At 54.8% G+C, this 23,503-nt stretch carries 17 protein-coding genes and 1 pseudogene; 11 read left to right on the top strand and 7 right to left on the bottom strand.

The genetic code is table 11. The features are described from left to right. Positions 1 to 45 precede the first annotated feature (45 nt). The 4 genes from ACI43T_RS02310 to thrC form a co-directional block, all read right to left on the bottom strand. Positions 46 to 822: a ferredoxin--NADP reductase gene (locus tag ACI43T_RS02310; RefSeq protein WP_377079930.1), complete on the bottom strand. Its 777-nt coding sequence runs from the start codon at positions 820 to 822 to the stop codon at positions 46 to 48. A gap of 96 nt (positions 823 to 918) precedes the next feature. Further along, on the bottom strand, positions 919 to 2,682 hold the full coding sequence (gene msbA / locus ACI43T_RS02305; RefSeq protein WP_377079932.1) for a lipid A export permease/ATP-binding protein MsbA: 1,764 nt from the start codon (positions 2,680 to 2,682) through the stop codon (positions 919 to 921). A 150-nt stretch (positions 2,683 to 2,832) separates the two neighbouring features. Then, positions 2,833 to 3,636 carry a BUD32 family EKC/KEOPS complex subunit gene (locus ACI43T_RS02300; protein ID WP_405385430.1) on the bottom strand — a complete coding sequence of 268 codons (804 nt, stop codon included), beginning with the start codon at positions 3,634 to 3,636 and terminating at the stop codon, positions 2,833 to 2,835. Between the two features lie 92 nt (positions 3,637 to 3,728). Beyond that, positions 3,729 to 5,141: a threonine synthase gene (thrC, locus tag ACI43T_RS02295; protein ID WP_377079936.1), complete on the bottom strand. Its 1,413-nt coding sequence runs from the start codon at positions 5,139 to 5,141 to the stop codon at positions 3,729 to 3,731. 192 nt (positions 5,142 to 5,333) lie between these two features. Here thrC and ACI43T_RS02290 point away from each other — a divergent pair, with 192 nt between their 5' ends. The 6 genes and pseudogenes from ACI43T_RS02290 (at position 5,334) to ACI43T_RS02265 (ending at position 11,915) form a co-directional block, all read left to right on the top strand. After that, on the top strand, positions 5,334 to 6,641 hold the full coding sequence (locus tag ACI43T_RS02290) for a replication-associated recombination protein A (protein ID WP_297955062.1): 1,308 nt from the start codon (positions 5,334 to 5,336) through the stop codon (positions 6,639 to 6,641). Between the two features lie 650 nt (positions 6,642 to 7,291). Further along, complete coding sequence (locus ACI43T_RS02285) at positions 7,292 to 9,472, top strand: TonB-dependent siderophore receptor (protein WP_405385429.1); 2,181 nt, start codon at positions 7,292 to 7,294, stop codon at positions 9,470 to 9,472. A 31-nt stretch (positions 9,473 to 9,503) separates the two neighbouring features. Then, positions 9,504 to 9,623: pseudogene (locus tag ACI43T_RS02280) on the top strand (IS5/IS1182 family transposase); the annotation flags it as partial. 219 nt (positions 9,624 to 9,842) lie between these two features. Next, a complete protein-coding gene (locus ACI43T_RS02275) occupies positions 9,843 to 10,118 on the top strand; it encodes a transporter (RefSeq protein ID WP_405385428.1) in 276 nt (91 codons plus the stop codon). Then, positions 10,111 to 11,616 (top strand): PepSY-associated TM helix domain-containing protein, encoded by a 1,506-nt coding sequence (locus ACI43T_RS02270; protein WP_405385427.1) that lies wholly within the window; start codon positions 10,111 to 10,113, stop codon positions 11,614 to 11,616. The genes ACI43T_RS02275 and ACI43T_RS02270 overlap by 8 nt, the downstream gene beginning before the upstream one ends. A gap of 2 nt (positions 11,617 to 11,618) precedes the next feature. Then, a complete protein-coding gene (locus ACI43T_RS02265) occupies positions 11,619 to 11,915 on the top strand; it encodes a DUF3325 family protein (RefSeq protein WP_405385426.1) in 297 nt (98 codons plus the stop codon). A gap of 87 nt (positions 11,916 to 12,002) precedes the next feature. On the opposite strand, the gene ACI43T_RS02260 is transcribed toward ACI43T_RS02265, so the two are convergent. Next, positions 12,003 to 14,099, bottom strand: coding sequence for a TonB-dependent receptor domain-containing protein (locus ACI43T_RS02260; protein ID WP_405385425.1), 2,097 nt, complete (start codon positions 14,097 to 14,099; stop codon positions 12,003 to 12,005). A gap of 314 nt (positions 14,100 to 14,413) precedes the next feature. Here ACI43T_RS02260 and ACI43T_RS02255 point away from each other — a divergent pair, with 314 nt between their 5' ends. From ACI43T_RS02255 to uvrC, 5 genes are all read left to right on the top strand, one after another. Continuing rightward, positions 14,414 to 16,201, top strand: a complete 1,788-nt coding sequence (locus ACI43T_RS02255) for an assimilatory sulfite reductase (NADPH) flavoprotein subunit (protein ID WP_405385424.1) — start codon at positions 14,414 to 14,416, stop codon at positions 16,199 to 16,201. A gap of 406 nt (positions 16,202 to 16,607) precedes the next feature. Beyond that, entirely contained in the window at positions 16,608 to 17,111 is a 504-nt protein-coding gene (locus ACI43T_RS02250; RefSeq protein ID WP_314105876.1) for a hypothetical protein, read from the top strand. Between the two features lie 110 nt (positions 17,112 to 17,221). Continuing rightward, positions 17,222 to 17,791, top strand: a complete 570-nt coding sequence (locus ACI43T_RS02245) for a hypothetical protein (RefSeq protein ID WP_405385423.1) — start codon at positions 17,222 to 17,224, stop codon at positions 17,789 to 17,791. A gap of 171 nt (positions 17,792 to 17,962) precedes the next feature. After that, on the top strand, positions 17,963 to 18,925 hold the full coding sequence (gene trxB / locus ACI43T_RS02240) for a thioredoxin-disulfide reductase (protein ID WP_377080853.1): 963 nt from the start codon (positions 17,963 to 17,965) through the stop codon (positions 18,923 to 18,925). Between the two features lie 109 nt (positions 18,926 to 19,034). After that, entirely contained in the window at positions 19,035 to 20,876 is a 1,842-nt protein-coding gene (gene uvrC, locus ACI43T_RS02235) for an excinuclease ABC subunit UvrC (protein WP_377080850.1), read from the top strand. A 360-nt stretch (positions 20,877 to 21,236) separates the two neighbouring features. Here the strand turns inward: uvrC and ACI43T_RS02230 are convergent, their stop codons facing one another. Both ACI43T_RS02230 and ccoG read right to left on the bottom strand, forming a co-directional pair. Next, positions 21,237 to 21,809 (bottom strand): FixH family protein, encoded by a 573-nt coding sequence (locus tag ACI43T_RS02230; RefSeq protein WP_377080848.1) that lies wholly within the window; start codon positions 21,807 to 21,809, stop codon positions 21,237 to 21,239. A 5-nt stretch (positions 21,810 to 21,814) separates the two neighbouring features. After that, entirely contained in the window at positions 21,815 to 23,266 is a 1,452-nt protein-coding gene (gene ccoG / locus ACI43T_RS02225) for a cytochrome c oxidase accessory protein CcoG (RefSeq protein ID WP_405385422.1), read from the bottom strand. Between the last annotated feature and the right edge of the window lie 237 nt (positions 23,267 to 23,503).

Genomic DNA, 23,503 nt, shown 5'->3' with positions numbered 1-23,503 from the left:
AAAGTTTCAGACGGCATCATGATTTTAATCCGAATACTGGTTACCTTATTGGTCGACAAACGCACGTTCAATCAGAAAGTCGCCGCGCACGCCGACTTTGGGTGATTCCACCAGACCGAAGTTGTTCAGCACTTGACGGGTATCTTTCAACATGGCCGGGCTGCCGCACAGCATGGCGCGGTCGTCCTGCGGGTTGATTTTGGGCAAGCCGATGTCTTCGAACAGTTTGCCGCTTACCATCAGGTCGGTCAGGCGGCCGTGATGTTCGTATTCTTCGCGGGAAACAATCGGATAGTAAATCAGTTTATCCTTAACCAAATCGCCGAGGTATTCGTGCTCCGGCAATTCTTTGGTGAAGCGGTCGTAGTACGCCAAATCTTTTTTATAACGTACGCCGTGTACCAAGATGATTTTTTCAAACTGCTCGTAAATCTCCGGGTCTTTGGTTACGCTCAGGAAAGGGGCGATGCCGGTACCGGTGCTCAACAAATAAAGGTGTTTGCCGGGATTCAGGTCGCCTGCCACCAGCGTACCGGTCGGTTTTTTGCTGATTAACACTTCATCGCCGACTTTTAGATGCTGGAGGCGGCTGGTCAGCGGGCCGTCCTGCACTTTGATACTGAAAAATTCCAGATGCTCTTCCCAATTGGCCGAGGCGACGCTGTATGCGCGCATCAGCGGTTTGCCGTCCACCATCAGTCCGACCATAACGAACTGGCCGTTTTCAAAGCGCAACGATTCGTCGCGGGTGCAGGTGAAAGTGAAGTAGGCGTCTGTCCAGTGATGTACGGACAATACTTTTTCGGTATTGAATGCTGCCATTTGAAGTTTCCTGTTTAATCGATGAGGCCGTCTGAAAACGGCGGCCGTTGTTGAAAATCGTGTCTATAACTTGAACTTGACCGTGTACCCGCCTCGCTATGCAGGTTCTTGGCTTCCGCCGGATTGCAGGCTGTGCAAATCGGCGTAGCGCCCTCCTTTGGCCAACAGTTCGCCGTGCGTGCCCTGCTCTACGATGCGGCCTTCGTGCATGACCACGATATTGTCGGCTTTTTCGATGGTGGAGAGCCGGTGGGCAATGACGATGGTGGTGCGGTTCTGCATCAGGTTTTCCAATGCCGCCTGAACCAGCCGCTCGGATTCGTTGTCCAGCGCGCTGGTGGCCTCATCCAGAATCAGAATCGGCGCGTTTCTCAGCAGCGCGCGGGCAATGGCGATACGCTGCCGCTGCCCGCCGGAAAGTTTCAGGCCGTTTTCGCCGATTTCGGTCTGCAAGCCCTGCGGCATGGCTTGAATGAAATTCCACGCATTCGCGGCTTGGGCAGCGCGGATGATTTCGTCTTCGGACGCATCCCCCGACCGCCCGTAGGCGATATTCTGCGCTATCGTGCCGCTGAACAGCACCACATCCTGACTGACCAGCGCGATACGGCCGCGCAGACTTTCCAAGGTGTAGTTGCGGATGTTTTCACCGCCGATGCGCACCGCTCCCTCGGACGGATCGAAAAAACGCGGCAACATATTGGCCAATGTGGTCTTGCCGCAGCCCGACGCGCCCACCAGCGCGACTACTTTACCCTGCGGCACAGTCAAATCGATACCGTTCAGGCTGTTGTGTTCTGCTTCGGGATAGCGGTAATAAACGCCGGAAAATTCAATGTCGCCCGTACCTGCGTCCAACACCGCCTTACCGCCGTCGTCTTCCTCCGGTTCGTCCAAAAAGGTAAAGACGCTGTCGGCCGCCGCCAAGCCGCGCTGCAAAGACTGCATCACGCCGGTCATACGTTTGACCGGGTCGAACATCATAATCATGCTCGACAGGAAGGACATGAAATCCCCGGCGCTGAAATCGGAGCTGCCCGCCTGCCTAGCAGCGGTATAAATAATGACGGCCAAAGCCACCGACGCCATCAGTTGCGTAAAACTCGTGCCGACCGAGCTTGCGGCTACCTGTTTGACCAGATTGCGCCGCACATCGGTGGAAATCCTGCCGAAACGGTCGGTCTCATACGGCTGCCCGCCGTAAACTTTGATAACACGCGCGCCGTCGATACTTTCGTTTAACACCTGCGTCATCTGTCCCAGATACTGCTGGTTGCTTTGCGACAATCGGCGCAGCCGTTTGCTGACGGTACGCACGCTGACCGCAACGACCGGCAACACGGCAAAGGTAATCAACGTCAACTGCCAGTTGAGGTACATCAGCAGACCGAGCAGTCCGACGACGCTGACGCCGTCTTTGGCAATCACGGTGATGACGTTGAATCCCGCTTCGGTAATCTGCCCCGCGTCGTTCAGCACCCGCGACACCAACCGTCCGCCGGCATTACCGCTGTAATACGACGACGGCAGGCGCATCATCTTGGCAAACATTTCGCGGCGGATGCGGTCTACCAAGCTGCCGGAAAGATAGGTGGTGCAATAGTCATTAAAGAAATTAAAGACGCCCCGCACTAGGAACAGCCCGACAACTGCCAACGGCAGCCATGCCATCTTTTGCATGTTTTTATCGACAAAGCCTTCGTTAATCAAAGGCTTGAGCAGATAACCGAAAGCCGGCATGGTTGCTGCGACCACGAGCATGGAGGCGACTGAAGCGGCAAAAATCTTCCAGTAGTCTTTCAGATAGCCCAGCAGGCGTATGTAAAGCTGCCGGTTCGAAATCGTCCGTGTCGTCGCCATAGCAATCCAAAATCAGAGCAAACGTGGGATTTTAAACGAAAATTTTTCTCATCACAATGTTTTCGGCACGAATGTGCCCAATCAAAAACCAAAGGCCGTCTGAAACCATAAACTCCGGTTTTCAGACGGCCTCAAAGACTGCGGCGCAATCTAGAAATACAAATCCGCCAGATAAAACAATCCCGCCACCGCCGCCAGCCGCAGCATGTCGCGTCCCCAGCGTGAATGGCTCAGGCTGTGCATCCAGCGTATCGGTTTGGCGGTCTGCGTAACCAGATACTGTATTTCATCCGGCTGTATCAGCAGTTTGTCGTGCCACAAGGCTGCCGCCTGTTCGAGCAGGCCGTACTTCTTCAGCATCAGCGCGGTCGAATGCAGGTAACAGAGCCAGTCGCGGCTCTGGCATTCGGCAAGGGTCAATACTTCCGACGGATCGTCTTCAAAGTCCAAAAAACTGATATCTTTCCCCGAAATCATGATGTTGCGCGCAAACGCCTGACTGAGGAACTGGCCTTTTCTGTGTACTTCGCCGATGGCGTTCAATCCGGCATTCCAAGTGGTGAGGTGTTTCCCTCTGGCTTCCTGTTCGATTTGCGTATCAAGCTGCTTGCCGTCTAAATGACTGAGCATCAGTGCATCTGCCTGATGTGCCAAAACCTCGGGAACGGAGATTCCGGCAGCCTTCAGCTCGCGCAAGCGTTTTTCCTCAACAGCGATGGCTTTTTCGCCGCCCAGATTCGGTACCGGCTTCAACACACCCAACCGCAGCGGTTTGGTTATCATCCCCAATAATGCGTAACGCCATGCCGGATTGCGCGCGCCGGCCTTGCGTATCCATACTACGAGGCCGTCTGAAAGTTCGTAGCAGGCAATATTGGCCTTTTGTTTTGCTGCGAATGCAGCCAAACAACCGGAGAAATCCGGTACTCCCAGTGCTTGGTTTGTCGTATTCATATTATGTTCATTGTCTTGTTAAAAAAGAAAACCCGCCTGCAAGCGGGGAAACGGCGCAGGCGGGTATTTTTATCCGGAATACTACCGTAATATCAAACGCTAACAGCTTTTTCGATAATGTTTTTCACGAGTTCGGCATCGTTCGCCACCACTTCCACACGCTGCGGCAGACTTTCCAAACCGTCCAAACCCGCCGGACGCGGCACGGCCACATCACCCACGGCTTCGTGTATCGTTGCTTCGAACTTAACAGCCAACGCGGTTTCCAAACAAACCACGGTTTCACCCGTTTCGCGCAACTCGCGGGCAACTTTCACGCCGTCGGCAGTGTGGGGGTCGATTAACTGGCCGTCCTGTTCGTAAACCCGTTTGATGGTAGCCAAACGGTCGCTGTGCAGGCTTTTGCCGGAAACGAAACCGTATTTGCCGCGCACGGTGCCGAGCAAGTCGGACAAGTCGAAGCCTTTGCCCGAAGCAACATCGGACCACAGGGCGTTTACTTTGTCCGTATCGCGTTCGACCAGATCAAAAACAAAACGTTCAAAATTCGATGCTTTCGAAATGTCCATCGACGGGCTGGAAGTAACGTGCGTCTGCGCGGCGCTGCGCGGCAGGTAGCGGCCCGTTTTGAAAAACTCGTCCAATACGTCGTTTTCGTTGGTGGCGGCAATCAGGCGTCCTATCGGCAATCCCATTTGCTTGGCGATGTGTCCGGCGCAGATATTGCCGAAATTGCCGCTGGGTACGCAGAAGCTGACTTTTTCGCCGTTGCTCTGCGTGGCTTTGAAATAGCCGGCGAAGTAGTAAACCACTTGGGCGACGATGCGTCCCCAGTTGATAGAGTTTACCGTGCCGATATGATAAGTTGCTTTAAATCCGGCATCGTTTTGTACGGCTTTTACAATATCCTGACAATCGTCAAACATGCCTTTTACGGCGATGTTGTGGATATTGGCATCTTGCAGGCTGTACATTTGCGCCCGCTGGAACGCGCTCATTTTGCCTTCGGGCGAGAGCATGAAGACGTTGACGCCTTTTTTGCCGCGCAATGCGTATTCTGCGGCGGAGCCGGTGTCGCCGCTGGTCGCGCCCAAGATATTGAGCTGCCGGCCTTCCTTGTCCAGCACATATTCGAACGCGTTGCCCAAAAACTGCATCGCCATATCTTTAAACGCCAGCGTCGGGCCGTTGGACAGGGCTTGGATTTTGAGGCCGTCTGAAAGCGTACGCACGGGCGTGATTTCTTTGCTGTTGAACACGGCCTCGGTATAAGTACGCTCAACGATGCCGCGCAAATCGTCCGCCGGAATGTCGGTAACGAACAGGCTCATGATTTCAAACGCCAGTTCGGGATAACTAAGATTGCGCCATTCGTCCAAAGTTTCGCGGCTGATTTGCGGATAAGATTCCGGCAACATCAGGCCGCCGTCGGGTGCAAGACCCATCAATAAAACTTCGCTGAAAGGTTTGGGCGCGGTTTTGCCGCGGGTGCTGATGTAGTTCATTTTACCGTTCTTCCGTTGGGTTCAGTTTCAAGTTTTAAAAGAATAAAAGTTTTCAGACGGCCTCACCGCCCGATTCGGAGAAAGGCCGTCTGAAACGCTTGCAGTCCGGACGATTATACCGCAAAGCCTTAGGTCGTGCGAACGCTTGCGGTATAATGAGGCCGTCTGAAAACCCATCCCACGGAAACTGCCATGTCCGACCTCTTCACCCGCCAACCCGATGCACCGCTTGCCGAACGCCTGCGCCCGCATACGCTTGATGACGTTATCGGGCAGCAGCATTTAATCGGCGAAGGCAAGCCGCTGCGTGTGGCGGTGGAAGGCGGAAAGCCGCATTCTATGTTGCTGTGGGGGCCGCCTGGAGTAGGCAAGACGACGTTGGCGCGGATTTTGGCGCAGAGTTTCAACGCCCAGTTTTTGCCTGTTTCCGCCGTATTTTCCGGCGTGAAGGACATACGCGAGGCAATCGATAAAGCCGAAATCGCCTTGCAACAGGGACGCGCGACAATTTTGTTTGTCGATGAAGTCCACCGCTTCAACAAGGCGCAGCAGGACGCGTTTTTGCCCCATGTCGAAAGCGGTTTGCTGACCTTTATCGGTGCGACTACGGAAAATCCGTCGTTTGAAGTCAATCCCGCGCTGTTGAGCCGCGCGCAGGTGTATGTTTTGCAATCTTTGTCTTCAGACGACCTCAAAAAGCTGATTGCCAAAGTATTGGCCTTGCCCGAATACCGGGATTTCACGATTGAAGCCGATGCGCAAGAGCTGCTCGTCAATACCGCCGACGGCGATGCGCGCAGATTGTTGAATCTGTTGGAACAACTTTTACGCGCCGCCGACACACGTCGTCTGAAAACCTTAACCGCCGAATTTCTCGCCGACAGTCTCGGGGCGCAAATCCGCCGTTTCGACAAAGGCGGCGAGAGTTTCTACAACCAAATCTCCGCCCTGCACAAATCCGTGCGTGGCTCGCATCCGAATGCCGCGCTGTATTGGTTCTGCCGTATGCTCGACGGCGGCACCGACCCGCGCTACCTCGCCCGCCGCATCGTGCGCATGGCGTGGGAGGACATCGGGCTTGCCGACCCGCGTGCTTTCCAAATCGCCAACGACGCTGCCGCCACCTTCGAACGCTTAGGCTCGCCCGAAGGCGAACTCGCGCTGGCGCAAGCCGTGCTGTACCTTGCCGCCGCCGCCAAATCCAACGCGGGCTACAAGGCATACAACCAAATGCGCCGCTTCGTCAAAGAAAACGCCAGCGACGAAGTACCCGTCCACCTGCGCAACGCCCCGACCAAATTGATGAAGGAATTAGGCTACGGACGCGAATACCGCTACGCTCACGACGAACCAAACGCCTACGCCGCCGGCGAAAGCTATATGCCCGACGGCTTGGACGAACCTGATTTCTACCAACCCGTCCCGCGCGGGCTGGAAATTAAAATCGGCGAGAAGCTGGCGTGGCTCAAATCGCTGGACGAAGAAGCATCCGAACGCTGAACGGCGCATCATTCCCTTTCCCGTGGTAGAGGGCTTGGTTTGGCAGTTGGAACCGTTTTTTATCCTCACCGTTTTCCCCTCTCCCCGACCCTCCCCCGCAGGGGAGGGAGCAGGATAGCCGATACCTCGGCGGAATCTGTCTTTTTATCAACTGCTTTATCCCGAGCCCACATTGCTTAATATTGCAGGCTGTTTTTTATCGTTGTTCCTTGAGAGGCCGTCTGAAACTTATGATTCGTCATTCCCGCCCCCGCCTACGCGAAGACAGGCTGCGGCGGGAATCCAGGAAACCTTTGGGCTGCGGCAATTTTCCAAAAATTCCTGAAAATAAAAGGTCTGGATTCCCGTTTTCACGGGAATGACGGAATGTAAAGTTGCCGCAATTTCCAAAAGGTCGTCCAAAACCTGTTGCCTCCCCCTTCGCACTCCGCCGTTATCCTGCAAATCTGCACTTTCCAAACTTTTACAAACTCCTTTTCATTCCGCGCTTCCGCCTTCGCTCCCCGTATCATGGCATTTTGCCCGAACGGCATTTCTTCATTCTGTCTTTTACAAAGGACAAAATGAAACAAAATTACCAAATTTTATACAAAAATTATTATCAATCCTATCAATCTATTGTTTGAACTTGAAAAGGAGAATTTGTAGCAATGAAGTTTTACCATTTGAGCGCGCCGCTGTTACTTATCCTGCCTGTCTGCACGCAGGCGGCGGACGCATACGTTCCCGCCGATGCCGAACCGGCAGCAGTCACCCTTTCCACTGTTACCGTGCGCGGTAAGCGGCAGAAGTCGTTGAACAAGGGCTATACCACTTCGGGCACTTACGCCGCGACGGGGATGCCGCTGACGCTGCGCGAGGTGCCGCAGAGCGTGAGCGTGGTAACCGACAAACAGATGAAGGACCAAGGCAAGCGCAGCGTTTACGACGCGCTCTCATGGGTCAACGGTATCAGCGGCAATCCGGCAAGTTCGCGCTATGCGGTAACCAACATGTATGCGCGCGGCGAGGCGGTCAACGATTACCAGATAGACGGCATGACCACCGAAATCGACGGCAACCAACTGCTGAACTCGGGCGCGTACGAGCGGGTGGAAGTCGTGCGCGGCACTTCCGCCTTGCAGGGCAGCGTGGGCGACCCGAGCGCGACGGTGAACCTGGTACGCAAGCGTCCGACCAAAGAGCGGCAGGCTGAAATTTCCGTCGGCATCGGCAGATGGCGGCGTTGGAATGCCGAGGCCGATGTGTCCGGGCCGCTCAACCCAAGCGGCAGCCTGCGCGGTCGCGCCGTGGTCAACGCCGAGGGCGGGCGGCATTGGACCGAGGGTTCACGCGACCGCTCCGACATGGTTTACGGCATTGCCGAATACGATTTCTCGCCGCAAACCACCGCCTACGCCGGCATCAACCACCAGCGCGCGCGCGAAAAAGAATTTTACGGCGGGGACCTGCCCGTTTACGACAGCGCAGGCTACCCCACCCGCTTCGGCATCCGTGACAACAACAAAATCAAAGGCAGCAGCTATAGGGAACGCGCGACGGAACTCTTTACCGGACTGGAACACCGCTTTGAAAACAACTGGAAAGCCAAGCTGGAATACCGCTACAACCGTGAGAAAACCTTCAATCCCGGCATGGGTGACGCCCCATACAGCTATCTCAGGCACGACGACAGCTCGGCCAGAGCCAATTTTTATAAAATGGCCGACAATATCGTCAGCCATGCCTTCAGCTTCAAGCTCAACGGGCAATACGATTTATGGGGGCGCAAACACGAAGCCGTATTCGGCATCGGCGGCTATCGCACGCGGAACAAACGCGCCTGGGCAAACCCTGAAGGCAACTATTCCATAGACGACATCTACGATTTCATACGCCGCCGCGATTATCCCTCCATCGCTTCCGTCAACGACTGGAAATGGGAGGGAGACACCATCGCAACACGCCAAATCAGCGGCTATGCCGCCACCCGCCTGCACGCCACCGACAAACTCTCGCTGCTTTTGGGCGCCAACTACGCCCGCTACCATTACCAAGCCATACCGGTTGGCGGCAGCCCGAATACGGAAGCCAAAGAAGGCCGCTTCGCCCCCTACGCCGGCATCACCTACGACCTCACCGACAACCTCTCCGCCTACGCCTCCTATAGCCGCCTGTTTATGCCGCACGAAAACAGCGAAACAGACATCAACCGCCACCCCATCGATCCGATTACCGGCCGCACCGTCGAGGCTGGACTGAAAGGCGAATGGCTCGAAGGCCGTCTGAACGCCTCGTTGTCGGTGTTCCAATCCAAACGGCGCAACGTCGCCGTCGAAGCGGGCAAATTTGACAACGACGACACCTACTACCGCGCAGCGAATACCAAAGCCCACGGCTGGGAAGCCGAAATCAGCGGCTCGCCCGCCGAAGGCTGGGACATCAGCGCGGGCGTGCAGTCGCACCTGACCCGCGAAGAAAACGGCAACCGGCCCAACAGCCAATACGACCCGCGCCACAGCTTCAAACTCTTCACCACCTACCGCCTGCCCAAAACCCGTTGGACCCTCGGCGGCGGCGTGCGCTGGCAGGGCAAGACCTTTGTGGACAAATACAGTGACCTCAGCAATATCGAGTTTGACGACGATGAAGCCAAAGAACGCGCCCGCGTCCTCTCCCGCCAAAAATCCTTCGCCGTGGTCGACCTGACCGCGCAGTACGACATTTCCAAAAACGCCAACCTGACACTAAACTTCGACAACGTGTTCGACAAACGCTACCGCACGGACACGGCGTACCACGACTACGGCCAGCCGAGGAGTTTGTCGGGGACGCTTAGGTATAAGTTTTGACGGGGTTTGGGGTTGCTGTAATTCTTGAAGGTCGTCTGAAACCTATAGTGGATTAAATTTAAATCAGGACAAGGCGACGAAGCCGCAGACAGTACAGATAGTACGGCAAGGCGAGGCAACGCCGTACTGGTTTAAAGTTAATCCACTATATAATCCGTCATTCCCGCGCAGGCGGAAATCTAGGAATCTTTGGGATTCGGCGATTTTTAGAGATTCCTGAAACTCCAGAGGACTGGATTCCCGTTTTCACGGGAATGACGGTCGTGAGGTTGCCGTACTCTGCAAAGGCTGTCTGAAACCTGTCATTTCTAAAGGTCGTCTGAAAAACACCCAATCGAATAAAAGTAACAAATATCCCAAGGAAAACCATATGAGTCCCATCCTGCCACGTCCGCTGCACATCGCGGCGCGGATTGTGCTGGCTTCGGCCGGAAGCTACTGGGTATCCGCGCTGGCGGCGGGTACGGTTCCGCTTTATGCGGGCGGGTCGAACAATGCCGTTTACGGCGGCACCTTCCTAGGTATCACGCTGCTGCCGCTGGTATTTCTGTGGGCGTTGGCGGCGCGGCGGCTGCGAACGGTGTTTTGCGTGCTGTCGCTGTCGGTGTTGCTGCTTTCGGCGGCAGGGGGGCTGGCGCATGGCTAAGGAGGCAGGGCTGCGCAAGGTAATGGCGGAAATCCACACATGGACGGGGCTGGTCTGTTCGTGGATTTTGTTCGTGATATTCCTTGCGGGAAGCATTGCGTTTTTCCGTGCCGAACTGGATGTATGGATGCAGCCGGAGCTGCCGTTTTCAGACGGCCTGCCGAACGAACGGGTTTCGCTGGCGACCGCCCTGGACTATCTGCGCCGCCATGCGCCGAATGCGGCAGAATGGTCGGTTTCACTGCCGACCGAACGTTCGCCGTACCTAGATTTGGGCTGGACGGAGCGCGGGGCCGAAGAGGCGTCCTATACCACAATCAGCCCTTATCCTAACGCGCCGCAGTCCAAACCGCGCGAAACGGCGGGGGCGGGTTATCTGGTTTCCATCCACAGCAACCTCGCGGCGGCGGAATACGGCGGTTACTGGCTGACGGCTGCGGCCGCGGTGGTCGCGCTGGCGGCGGTAATCAGCGGCGTGATTGTGCATAAAAAGATTTTGGCGGAGTTTTTCACTTTCCGCGCAGGCAAAAAGCTCAGAAGCTGGCTGGACGCGCACAACCTGCTGGGCGTGCTGCCGCTGCCGTTTCATGTGATGATTGTTTACAGCGGCCTCTTGCTGACTTCGCATACGGTAATGACCTACAGTCAAACGGCGGCGGAATTGTCGGATGAAGAATTCGAGGCGCGCTCCGCCTATGTGCCGAGGTCGTCTGAAAACGCGGGAGAGCAGCGGAAGATGGCGGATTGGTATCCGACGGTGCAAAAGTTGCGCCCAAATGGGACGGACGCGGAAATCAACTTGACCATCACCGACCCCGACCGCAAAGAAGCGGTGTTGTCGGCGGATTATTTCGACAAAAGAAGCGTCGGCTCGAACCCTGATTTGTCGGTGGCGGTACGTTTGAGTGACGGGGCGCAGGTGTACCGCAAAGATGCCTACGGTGGCTTCGAACAGGTCTACTCTTCGCTCTACAGCCTACATACGGCGGGCTTTGCCGACTATCCGACGCTCTGGCTTTATTTCTTCAGCGGCATGGCGGGTTGCGGCATGATTGCGACAGGTGCGGTAATGTGGCCGATGAAACGGCGCAATCGCAAACAGCCGCCCCTGTGCGGGATTGCGTGGGCGGAGCGCATCAATATCACCGTGTTCGCCGGCTTCCCACTCGCCTGCGCCGCCTTTTTCTGCACCAACCGCCTGCTGCCCGCAGACTGGGACGGGCGTGAAATTTGGGAAGCGCAAAGCCTCTTTACCGTCTGGGCCGCCGCTGCGGTTGCCGCCTTCTTCCCCTACCCCGCGTATATCAAATGGCGCGGCCTGTTTTACGCCGCCGCCGCACTGTGCACCCTGATCCCTCTCTTGGATATTTATGTCGGACGGCCTCTCTGGCTGTCGATTCGGTCGGGGGACACGCTCTATTGGACGGTGGAACTGTGTTTCCTGACATTTGCGGCAATATTCTTCCTCATCGCCCGCCGCATCGAAAAGGCGCAATAACCATGCTGTATTTCCTGATGTTTTCCCTCTGCTTCGGCGGCTTTTTCTGCCTCATGCTCTCGCAAACGCCCCACGCCAAAACCATGCTCGGACGCCCCGTCCAACACCCCGCCCGCCTGCGCCTTGCCGGCGCAACCCTCCTCGCCGCCGCCCTTGTCTCCGCACTCGCTTCGCCCCATCCCGCCGCCGCCAGCACAAGCTGGTTCGGCTGCCTGAGCGCAGGCGCAGCCTTGTGCACGGTTGCGGTTTATTTTCGGGGAAAGGGAGCCGGGAAGAAAGATAAAAGGTCGTCTGATTGACGCGTTTGTCTTAATAATCATAGGAACAGGCCGTCTAAAAACCAAGTTTCAGACGGCCTGTTGATTTTTCCTACAACGTGTTTAACGTCAGAAGCGGTAATTCACGCCCAAGGCAAACTCGCGGCCGCGTTCGTAGAAGGGAGTGCGTCCGTTGCCGTCGGGGAAGCGTTGGCTGTGTGAACGGTATTGCTTGTTGCCGATGTTGTTGACGGCAAAGTTGACGTTCAGGTTGTCTTTTTTCAGCGGCTGCCAGTTGGCGTAGATGTCGTGTACGCCGTAACCGGCTTTCTTGCCGTGTATCGTGCCTTGTCCGCGGGCGACGTCGGTGTATTTCACGCTTTGGGCGTAGCGGCCGCGCCAGCCGATTTCGAGTTTGGGATTTTCAAACTGATAAGACAGGCCGGTCAGCCATTGGCGGCCGGTGTTCCAGAAGGTGAACGAGCTTTCGTGGTCTTCTGCTTGAATCGGGCTTTCGCCGTAGTACATTTCGCCGTTCAGACGGGGTTTGACGTAGGACACGCCGGCGCGCGCGGTCAGGCCGCCCCAGCGGTAGGATGCGTCAAGTTCGTAGCCGTAGGTTTTGAGCGTGCCGCCGTTGTAAATCTTGCCGCGTTCGGTGATGGAGGCAGTGTTGTTGTTGATTTTTGCCCAACGGTAGACGATGAGGTCTTTGATGCGTTGGTGGAACACGCTGCCGCTGACGTTGAAGTTATCGTTGCGCCATTTGAAGCCCAGTTCGGCGCGGCGGGCGGTTTCGGCTTTGAGGTTGCTGTCCAAATCGGCGGCGGCGCCTGCGCGTTCGTTAGCCAACAGGGCTTCGTTCAGGCGGGGCGCACGGCTTGCTTGATTGAGGTTTGCCAAGAGCGAGAAGTTGTCGTTGATGTCCCAAATCGCGCCGATGCTGGGGTTGAGCTGGCCGTGCGACGCGCTTTGTTTGCTGGCGGCGTTGTATTTGAAATGGTCGTAACGCAGGCCGGTGGTCAGGGTAACGGGGTGCAGGTTCCAGATGCCTTCCGCGTACACGCCGTATTCGGCTTTCTTCTCTTTGTCGCGGTCATACAGGCCGAGAATCTTCAGCCATGCGCCTTTGTCGGACGGCTCGGAGGTTTCGTGGCGGTAGTTGACGCCGTATTTCACCATGTGTCCGTCGCCGAAAGAGCTGGCGAGGTTGAGATTCGCGCCGGTCGCTTTGATTTTGCTTAACTCAAGCTGACCGATGGGAACGCCGCCTTGCGCCGTGCCGGAAGCTTGGGCTTTCGGGGAAGGCGCGCCTTTAGGCGGCTTGGTGTCGTCAGTGTTGATTTGGAAGACGTTGGCGTCGATTTTGTCGAGGAAGCCGACGTTGCGGCCACGGTATTCCAGATTGTAGGATTGCTCTTTTTGATAAGTACCGTCCACGCCGACGTAGCTGTCAACGTTTTGGAACTCGGCTTTGTCGGTGCGGTTGCCTTTTTGGTATTCCTGACGGTAGGTCAGGCGGATGCCGTGGTCGTCGTTGAAGTCGTAGCCGATTTTGGCGAGGTAGCTGTGCTGTTTCAGACGACTGCCGCGGTTGACATTGCCGTTGCCGTCTTTGTAGTCGCGGTTGTTGAGGAAGTTGCCTGCAAACAGGGCATCGAAGCCGTTTTGATAGCCGTAAACCGCCGCGTTGCCGGTTGAGCCTTTATTGCTGCTCAAACCCGCGCCAAGTTTGAAACCGAAAGGTTTGCCGTCCGTCAGCAGGTCTTTCGCGTCAACCGTCGTTACGCGGATGGTACCGCCGACCGCGCCCAAGCCCGCGCTCGCCGCGCCCGTGCCTTTTTCGACGTTGATGCTTTTCACCAAAGCGGGGTCAAGCTGGAAGCGGCTTTGGTGGTGGAAGATTTTGGTGGATTGGCTGGTGCCATCGACTTCCAGATTAATCTTGTCTTCGCCGACGCCGCGGATGCTGTAAAACTGCGCCACGCCGTTGCCGCCGCCGACATCCATACCGATTTGGTCTTTCATGACTTGTTTCAAATCGGTCGAAGTCTCGCGGTCAAGCTGGTTGCGGGTAACGCGGGTCGGCACGGCGGTGGCAGTTACTTTTACTTCGTCCAGTTCGGTCAAAGCAGCCGGCTGTTTGTTTTCGGCATGGGCGAAAACGGCCGCCAGCGCCAGTACCAGCGCGCTGTAATGGAATTTTGTCGGTTGACGGGTATTCATCGTTTATTTCCTCTGTGTGGCGGTTAATTAATAGAACAATTACACAAACAAACGCGAATTGTAATGAAACTAATCATTATTATCAAATTTAATTACAAAAACCGTTTCAGTAAATTTTGTACGGCCGCGCCGCCGCTTTTCAGACGGCCTCTCCCCCTTCAAGCCCCGTAATATAACGAAATCGCATTAAATTAAAACAAACCATTCTTTCCTTTTTTCAGACGGCCTCTATAAAGTAACGCCCATTACGAATCGCCGGCCGATTGCCGCACGAAATAAAACCGGCCCGCCAAAGCCGCCCGCAAAGGAACAACATGAACCAAGCCAATCCGCTTCCCGCCGAGCTTTCAGCACAACTGTCCGCCCTCTCCCCCACCCAGCTTGCATGGCTGTCTGGCTATTGCTGGGCGCAAAGCCAAGGGGCCGCCGCGCCCCTGCCCGAAGTTTCCGCCGTCCGGCCCGCACCTGCCGCCCGCCGCGTTACCGTTTTATCCGCGTCGCAAACAGGCAACGCCCGCCGCGTGGCAGAACAGCTTCATGCCGGATTGAAAGCCGCGGGCGTAGAGGCCCGCCTGACTGGAGCGGGCGATTTCAAAAGCAAAACGCTGCCGGATGAAGACATCGTTTTACTGGTTACGTCCACACAGGGCGAAGGCGAGCCGCCGGAAGAAGCACTGCCGCTGTACAAATTCCTATCCGGCAAAAAAGCCCCCGATTTGGGCAAACTGACTTTCGCCGTTTTAGGGCTGGGTGATTCCTCCTATCCGAAATTCTGTCAGGCAGGTAAAGATTTCGATGCCAAACTGTCCGGCCTGGGAGCCGGCCGTCTGGCCGATTTGGCATTGTGCGATTTAGAATTTCAAGCCGCCGCCGATGCGTGGGTGGCGGCCGTTGTACCGAAAGTGGCCGAGTTGTGCGCCCAATCCGCCGCTCCCGCCCCGACGACGCAAACGGCCGCCGTTTCCGGCGGCGGAGAGCCGGTTCAGTCCTACACCAAAGAACGCCCCTACACCGCCGCCCTGTCCGTCCGCCAGAAAATCACTTCGCGCACCGCCGAAAAAGACGTCGAACACATCGAAATCGACCTGAGCGGTTCCGGCATCCGTTACAAAGCCGGCGACGCGTTGGGCATATGGCCCGTCAACGCCCCCGAACTGGTCAAAGAAATTCTGGATTTAAACAACCTGTCCGGCAGCGAAGCCGTCAAACTCGCCGACGGCGGCGAAACCGATATTCAGACGGCCTTGAGCGAAGCCGCCGACATCACGCAGAACACACCCGCATTCGTGCGGCAATACGCCGAATTGTCAGACAACGCCGAACTCAAGAAAATTGCCGTCGACAACGCCAAACTGGACGCCTATCTCGCCGCCACCCCGCCCGTGGGCGTACTGGCCGCCAATCCGCATCCGCTTGATGCGCAAACCTTGCTCGGCCTGTTCCGCGCCCAAACCCCGCGCCTGTACTCCATTGCCTCGGCGCAGGACGAAGTCGGCGAAGAAGTACACCTCACCGTCGGCGTCGTCCGCTTCGACCACCACGGCAACACCTACACCGGCGCAGCCTCCGGCTATATCGGCGCACGTTTGGAAGAAGGCGGCGAAGTGCGTGTCTTCATCGAACCCAACCCGCATTTCCGCCTCCCCGAAAACGGCGACACCCCCGTCATTATGATAGGCGCGGGTACAGGTATCGCGCCTTTCCGCGCCTTCATGCAGCAACGCAGCGCCAACGGCGACGGCGGCAAAAACTGGCTTTTCTTCGGCAACCAGCGCCTTGCCGACGATTTCCTCTACCAGCTCGAATGGGTAGATTTCCGCAAAGACGGCCTGCTCACCCGTGCCGACTTGGCGTGGAGCCGCCAGGGCGAACACAAAGTGTACGTCCAACACAAAATCGCCGAACACGCCGCCGAAGTTTGGAACTGGCTGCAACAGGGCGCGCACGTTTACGTCTGCGGCGACGCAACCCGCATGGCGCGCGACGTTGAGGAAGCCCTGCTCGAAGTCATCATCGGACAAGGCAAACTCAGCCGCGACGAAGCCGAAGACTACCTCAATGACATGCGTGAAGATAAACGCTACCAGCGCGACGTCTATTAACGGCCAAGGCCGTCTGAAAACGTTTCAGACGGCCTCCATAACCGGAAACACCGTTCCAACCTTAAAATAAATTCTATCAATTTCAATAAGTTGAAAAATATTAATCCGTTTTTTTAGAGCAAAACATTGAAACCGGCCCGTTTTTTGTTTTACACTACGTCTCACTACACCAAAGTACACATTAGATTTCATATCATGAATCCGACAAACATTCGCCCATTTGCTTATTTTTATTGGTACCACACAACCGTGCGGTACTTTTTTGCGCTTGTCTGAAACCTAAAAACAAGCAGATGCGAATAAGAGCCGCCCGATTTTCAGGCGGCTTTTTTGATACTTTGAAGATTGCCGCCGGAATCAAACTCAAAAGAAAAGATTTGAAATGATGACGAAAGCAACAGACAAAATGAATACCGTACGCAAAACCCTCCCCCAAGAAGCCCGCCTCCACCGCTGCATGATGATTACCGACGGTAATGTCAGCCGTGCCAACCACGACCGTGCACTGCCGGAGCGGTCCGACAACCTCGTCAGCGAAGCGCTGTTGCCGCAAATCCGCGCCGTCGCCGTCATGATTGCCGCCATGCGCCACGATTTCGGTCCGCACAGCCCCGTCGCCTTCACCGACGACGCAGACTGGTTTGCCGCCCGCATCATCGTCCTGCGCGCGCGCCGCTTCCATCTCGACATCACCCTGCTGCCGATGCTGAAGACCGCCAACCGCCGCGCGCAAGCGTTCGCACGGGCGCACAAGCTGCCGTTTACCCCCGCAGAAATGCACATGAGCCTCCATGCGAACAGACCGGCCGACCTGCTGATAGTCGAGACCGAATACGAAGCGGAAGAACGAGGCAGCATGATTGCCAACAGCCTCGCCCTTGCCGCCAAACTGCCCGCACTGCCGCTGTAACACAAACTTGATAAACGGAAAAAACACACCATATAAAGGCGCAAGAGCCGGAAAAGCCGCTTGCTCCGCCGTTTCAGACGGCCTTAAAAACACTTCACACAGGATTAAAGATGAAAAAAACCGTCGCCCTTGCCGCACTTTCCGCCCTCGCCTTAGCCGCATGTAAAGACAACACGCAAGCCCAACTCGAGCAGCAGCAAAAACAAATCGAAGCCCTACAACAGCAGTTGGCACAACAAAACGGCGGCCAGCAGGACAATACCGTTTACCAACTCACCCCCGAAGGCGTCAAAGACACCATTCCGGCCGAAGCCCAGGCCAACGGCAACAACGGCCAGCCGGTAACAGGTACCGACGGCCAGCAATATATCTACGACCAATCCAGCGGAAGCTGGCTGCTGCAAAGCCTTATCGGCACGGCGGCAGGTGCCTTCATCGGCAACGCCTTGGCCCACAAATTCACTCAGGCACGCAACCAAAACAGCCCCATCGCACAACGCGCGCGCACCAGCTATTATCAGTCTGCCCGTCCGAACCGCAGAACCACGCAGCAGTTGAACACCCGCAGCCTGCCCGCGCAAAACCGTGCCGCCGCCACACCCAACTACCGCCAAACCACCAGAATGCAGCCGAACTACCGCCGTCCCGCCATGCGCGGAGGTTTCGGCCGCCGCCGCTGATAAAAAACTTAAAGGCCGTCTGAAAAAGCTCGCCCGCCTCTTTTCAGACGGCCTCACAGACAACAACACGGCAGAAACAAGGCCTGCCGGCCCACGCCCGATATTTCAGACGGCCTGAGTTTCAAGTAAAATCCAGGCCGTCTGAAAACATTTCAAAGCAAGGAAAACATCATGAGCAACCATCACAAACTCATCATCCTCGGTTCAGGCCCCGCCGGCTACACCGCCGCCATCTATGCCGCCCGCGCCAACCTCAAGCCCGTCATCATTACCGGTGTCGAACAGGGCGGACAACTGATGACTACCACCGAAGTCGACAACTGGCCTGCCGACGCCGAAGGCGTACAAGGCCCTGAACTGATGGCGCGCTTCCTTGCCCACGCCGAACGCTTCGGCACCGAAATGATTTTCGACCAAATCCACACCGTCGATTTGCAAAACCGCCCCTTCACCCTCAAAGGCGACATGGGCGAATACACCTGCGACGCCCTTATCGTCGCTACCGGCGCATCCGCCAAATATCTGGGGCTGCCCAGCGAAGAAGCCTTCGCCGGCAAAGGCGTATCCGCCTGCGCCACCTGCGACGGATTTTTCTATAAGAAACAAGATGTAGCCGTGATCGGGGGCGGCAACACCGCCGTAGAAGAAGCCCTTTACCTTGCCAACATCGCCAACACCGTTACCCTGATTCACCGCCGCGACAGTTTCCGTGCCGAAAAAATCATGGTAAACAAACTCATGCAGCGCGTTGAAGAAGGCAAAATCATCCTCAAACTCAACAGCAATCTGGATGAAGTCTTGGGCGACGAAGGCGGCGTAACCGGCGCACGCCTGAAACGCAACGACGGCACTACTGAAGAAATCGCCGTCAAAGGCGTTTTCATCGCCATCGGCCATAAGCCCAACACCGACATTTTCAAAGGCCAGCTCAATATGGACGAAACCGGCTACCTGAAAACCAAAGGCGGTACGGGCGACAACGTCGGCGCAACCAACATCGAAGGCGTATGGGCGGCGGGTGACGTCAAAGACCACACCTACCGCCAAGCCATCACCAGCGCGGCTTCAGGCTGCCAAGCCGCACTGGACGCTGAACGCTGGCTGGACAGACAAGGGTTGTGCGATATTTCCTAATAATGTGTTCATGTGTCCTAGCCATAGACATAAACTAAAGAAACAAACTCCTTCAGTTCTTTAGATATCGTATTAAGACCATGAAGAACTTATATAACAAGAGAATCCCGTGTCGCAGCCGCAAGATTTCAATCTGGAATTGTTTTTAAAAAACCTGCCCAACCTGCCCGGCGTATACCGTTTTTTCGACGAAGGCGGCAACGTTTTATACGTCGGCAAAGCGGTCAATCTTAAGCGGCGCGTGTCCGGCTATTTCCAGAAAAACGACCATTCCCCGCGCATTGCATTGATGGTGAAACAGGTTCATCATATCGAAACCACCATCACCCGTTCCGAAGCCGAAGCCCTGATTCTCGAAAACAACTTCATCAAAGCCCTGTCGCCGAAATACAATATCCTTTTCCGCGACGACAAAAGCTATCCATATTTAATGCTGAGCGGACATCAATATCCGCAGATGGCGTATTACCGCGGCACGCTGAAAAAGCCGAACCAATACTTCGGCCCCTATCCCAACAGCAACGCCGTGCGCGACAGCATCCAAGTCCTGCAAAAAGTCTTCATGCTGCGCACCTGCGAAGACAGCGTGTTCGAACACCGCGACCGCCCTTGCCTGCTGTACCAAATCAAACGCTGCACCGCGCCCTGCGTCGGACACATCAGCGAAGAAGACTACCGAGACAGCGTGCGCCAAGCCGCCACCTTCCTCAACGGCAAAACCGACGAACTGACCCGCACCCTGCAACACAAAATGCAGACCGCCGCCGCCAACCTGCAATTTGAAGAAGCCGCCCGCTACCGCGACCAAATCCAAGCACTCGGCATCATGCAGAGCAACCAGTTCATCGACAGCAAAAACCCGAACAATCCTAACGATATCGACCTGCTCGCACTTGCCGTTTCAGACGGCCTCGTCTGCGTACACTGGGTCAGCATACGCGGCGGGCGGCACGTCGGCGACAAAAGCTTCTTCCCCGACACTAAAAACGATCCCGAACCAAACGGACAAGACTACGCCGAAGCCTTCGTCGCCCAACACTATCTGGGCAAAAGCAAACCCGACATCATCATCAGCAACTTCCCCGTCCCCGACGCATTGAAAGAAGCCCTAGAGGGCGAACACGGCAAACAAATGCAGTTCGTAACCAAAACCATAGGCGAACGCAAAGTCTGGCTGAAAATGGCGGAACAAAACGCACAAATGGCGATTGCCCAACGCCGCCTGCAACAAAGCAGCCAGCAACACCGCATCGACGAGTTGGCAAAAATCCTGAACATGAATTCAGACGACCTCAACCGCCTCGAATGCTTCGACATCAGCCACACCCAAGGCGAAGCCACCATCGCCTCCTGCGTCGTGTACGACGAACAAAACATCCAACCCTCGCAATACCGCCGCTACAACATCACCACCGCCAAACCCGGCAACGACTACGCCGCCATGCGCGAAGTCCTCACCCGCCGCTACGGCAAAATGCAGGAAGCCGAAGCCAACGGCGAGGCCGTCAAATGGCCGGATGTCGTATTGATTGACGGCGGCAAAGGACAAATCGGCGTCGCCGTATCCGTATGGGAAGAACTCGGGCTGCACATCCCCTTGGTCGGCATCGCCAAAGGCCCCGAACGCAAAGCCGGCATGGAAGAACTCATCCTCCCGTTCACCGGCGAAACCTTCCGCCTGCCGCCCAACAGCCCCGCCCTGCACCTCCTGCAAACCGTGCGCGACGAATCACACCGCTTCGCCATCACCGGCCACCGCAAAAAACGCGACAAAGCCCGCGTTACCTCTTCCCTCAGCGACATCCCCGGCGTAGGCAGCAAACGCCGCCAGGCCCTGCTCACCCGCTTCGGTGGCCTGCGCGGCGTCGTTGCCGCCAGCAAAGAAGATTTGGAACAAGTCGAAGGCATCAGCAAGGCATTGGCGGAAAAGATTTACGAGTATCTGCATTAACATGACATTCGTTTCGACTCCGCTATAACACTTTGCATTACCCAGTTTTAGCTGCAGATAAAGTTTGTAATGATATTATTTAGTTAGATAAGGTTGTTTTGACGGTTATAAGAGAATGATACCGACGGATAGAATATTTGAAATACCTATAATGAGTATAAAAATCATTGCAATATTCGTTAATCAAAGATAAATCTGAAATTCTCTTACCTTATTCTTACAAGAAAGAAAATTGTGCTGAACAGCATTGTTCATACTAATCATCTAAATAATTGCGACTAATAAACATTTTTAGCCCTCATAACCATATTCATAACTATATGAATTGTTTTAATAAATTATTTTAATTATATTATCATATTACTTAACCGCATCGTTTTCCGCTTCCGCGTTTCTAGAATTACCGAGCAATTTATCCATCGGTGTCAAATCTATGGAATTACCCTGACTGACAATCCATTTACTTTCCACTCTCCACACACCAGCAACATCTTCAATACGAATATACCAATGGTTGGTCGGCGGCAGCGGTTTAAAAACAGCGTTATATTCGGTTTGCTTTCCTTGACCATCTGAAACCAGTTGCAAGCGCACAGTCTGATCTTGCGTTTTCTTCACAGGATGCATCAGTAACAAGTTCAGCGGCTGTTTGGCATCGAAATCACCGCTAACAAAAACTTTGGCCGCACTGTAATCGGGGCTGACCAGTAATCTTGCACGAATTTTCCGTTTAACAGCTTCTTCATCACGATGAAGCTGAATTTCTATATGTTTGCCGTCCTTATAATAATCATCCGTTACCAAATCAGTCATATTGTCTTTAGCTACAAAGAACATCGACACACTGGCGATTACTACAAAAATCGGCCCAGCCATTAAAATCCAAGGCCATGCCTGTTTATACCACGGCTTCACTTTATTTTGTTCGGACATATGACTTACTCTCCAATAAACGCCGATTCTTCCTTCAATACCGTTTCATTGCCCTGTTTACTGCCTGACTCATGATAAGTAAAAGTAAATTCTATCGGATGGCTGCCTTTGTCAGCATATTCGGGAATAGTAGACACCTGAACCGGAATGGTAATGGTTTCACGCGGTGGCAGTTTCAGCCCTTCCGGCGGCAGTCCGGTTAAGGAAATGTCATCAAATCCCTTTACGGTAGCCGTCATGATTTGTTCGCGTTCACTATTGTTGATAATACGCAGGTTGTAAGCGTTTTCGAGCCAACCTTTGCTATTTTCACGTACCATCACGCCGCGGTCTTTCAAAATATCAACTGCCACCATTTTGCGGGTGGAAATACCGACTAAAAATGCGGCGATCACAACCAACAAAACTGCGCCGTATCCCGCCACACGCGGTCGTTTCAGGCGTTTTTTGATATCGCTTTCGGGATATTCATGCTCCAATGCGCCTTCGGTCGTATAGCGTATCAAGCCGCGTGGATAGCCCATTTTATCCATGATTTCGTCGCAGGCATCAATGCAGGCAGCACAGCCGATACATTGGTATTGCAAACCGTTGCGGATGTCGATACCGACGGGGCAGACTTGTACGCACATGGTACAGTTGATGCAATCGCCCAATCCGCTGTCTTCCTTATTAGCAGTTTTCTTGCGTGCGCCGCGCGGTTCGCCGCGTTCGGTATCATAAGAAATAATCAGCGTGTCTTTGTCGAACATCGCGCTTTGGAAGCGTGCATACGGACACATATGCAGGCACACTTTTTCTCGCATGACGTGGGCAAAGAAGAAAGTCATAAAACCGTAGAACGCTGCGGCAAACATTGCGCCGCCGCCCGCCATTCCAGTAAATAAGTCAGGAACGAACTGGCGAATTGGAACGAACCAACCGGCAAATGTAATACCCGTCCACGCGCAAAAGAGGAAAATCAGCAGAGCTTTGGTGGCTTTAATGCGGATTTTAGTGAAATTCCACGGCGATTTTTCCAGCTTCAGCCGTTTGTTGCGGTCCCCTTCGACCAAGTTGTCAATCCACAGCATGATTTCGGTGTAAACTGTCTGCGGGCAGGAATAGCCGCACCACAAACGTCCGGCAATCGTCGTCCACCAAAACAGCCCGAAAGCGCAAATCATCAGCAGCAGGGCAAGGTAAATCAAGTCGCCCATGCCCAGCGACAGCCCGAAAATGAAGAAATGTCGGTCAGGAATGTTGAAAATGACCGCCTGACGGCCGTTCCAGTTAAACCACGGAATCACATAAAACACAAACTGGGTCGCCAATACGACGGCAATACGCAATTTGGCGAACCGCCCTTCCGCCTTTTTCGGATGAATGCGCTCGCCCTCGGGATGGATTTGAATGACACTGGATTTCGGTTTCACTTTACTTGTTTCGGATTGCGGCGATCGGGTTTCAGTCGACATGGCATGTGTTCCTCGTTTTGCACTTTTTATCTTTTCAGACGGCCTTTATTCGTTCTGAAATCATATCATTTGAGCTATATCAAAGCAAAACCATCTACCTATTTAGCATATATATGTTTTATCATACCGGCTGCCCTTACTGACTGAATATAAAAGGTATTCCACCAAAGCACTCCGGCAATGTACACTTCACTTATAGCAAACCGCTATTTTCCCGATTTAAATTAATAACCAACT

Origin of the sequence: Neisseria oralis (assembly GCF_045062685.1) — a bacterium.
Taxonomy (GTDB): domain Bacteria; phylum Pseudomonadota; class Gammaproteobacteria; order Burkholderiales; family Neisseriaceae; genus Neisseria; species Neisseria oralis.
This window is presented reverse-complemented; position numbering and strand designations above follow the sequence as displayed.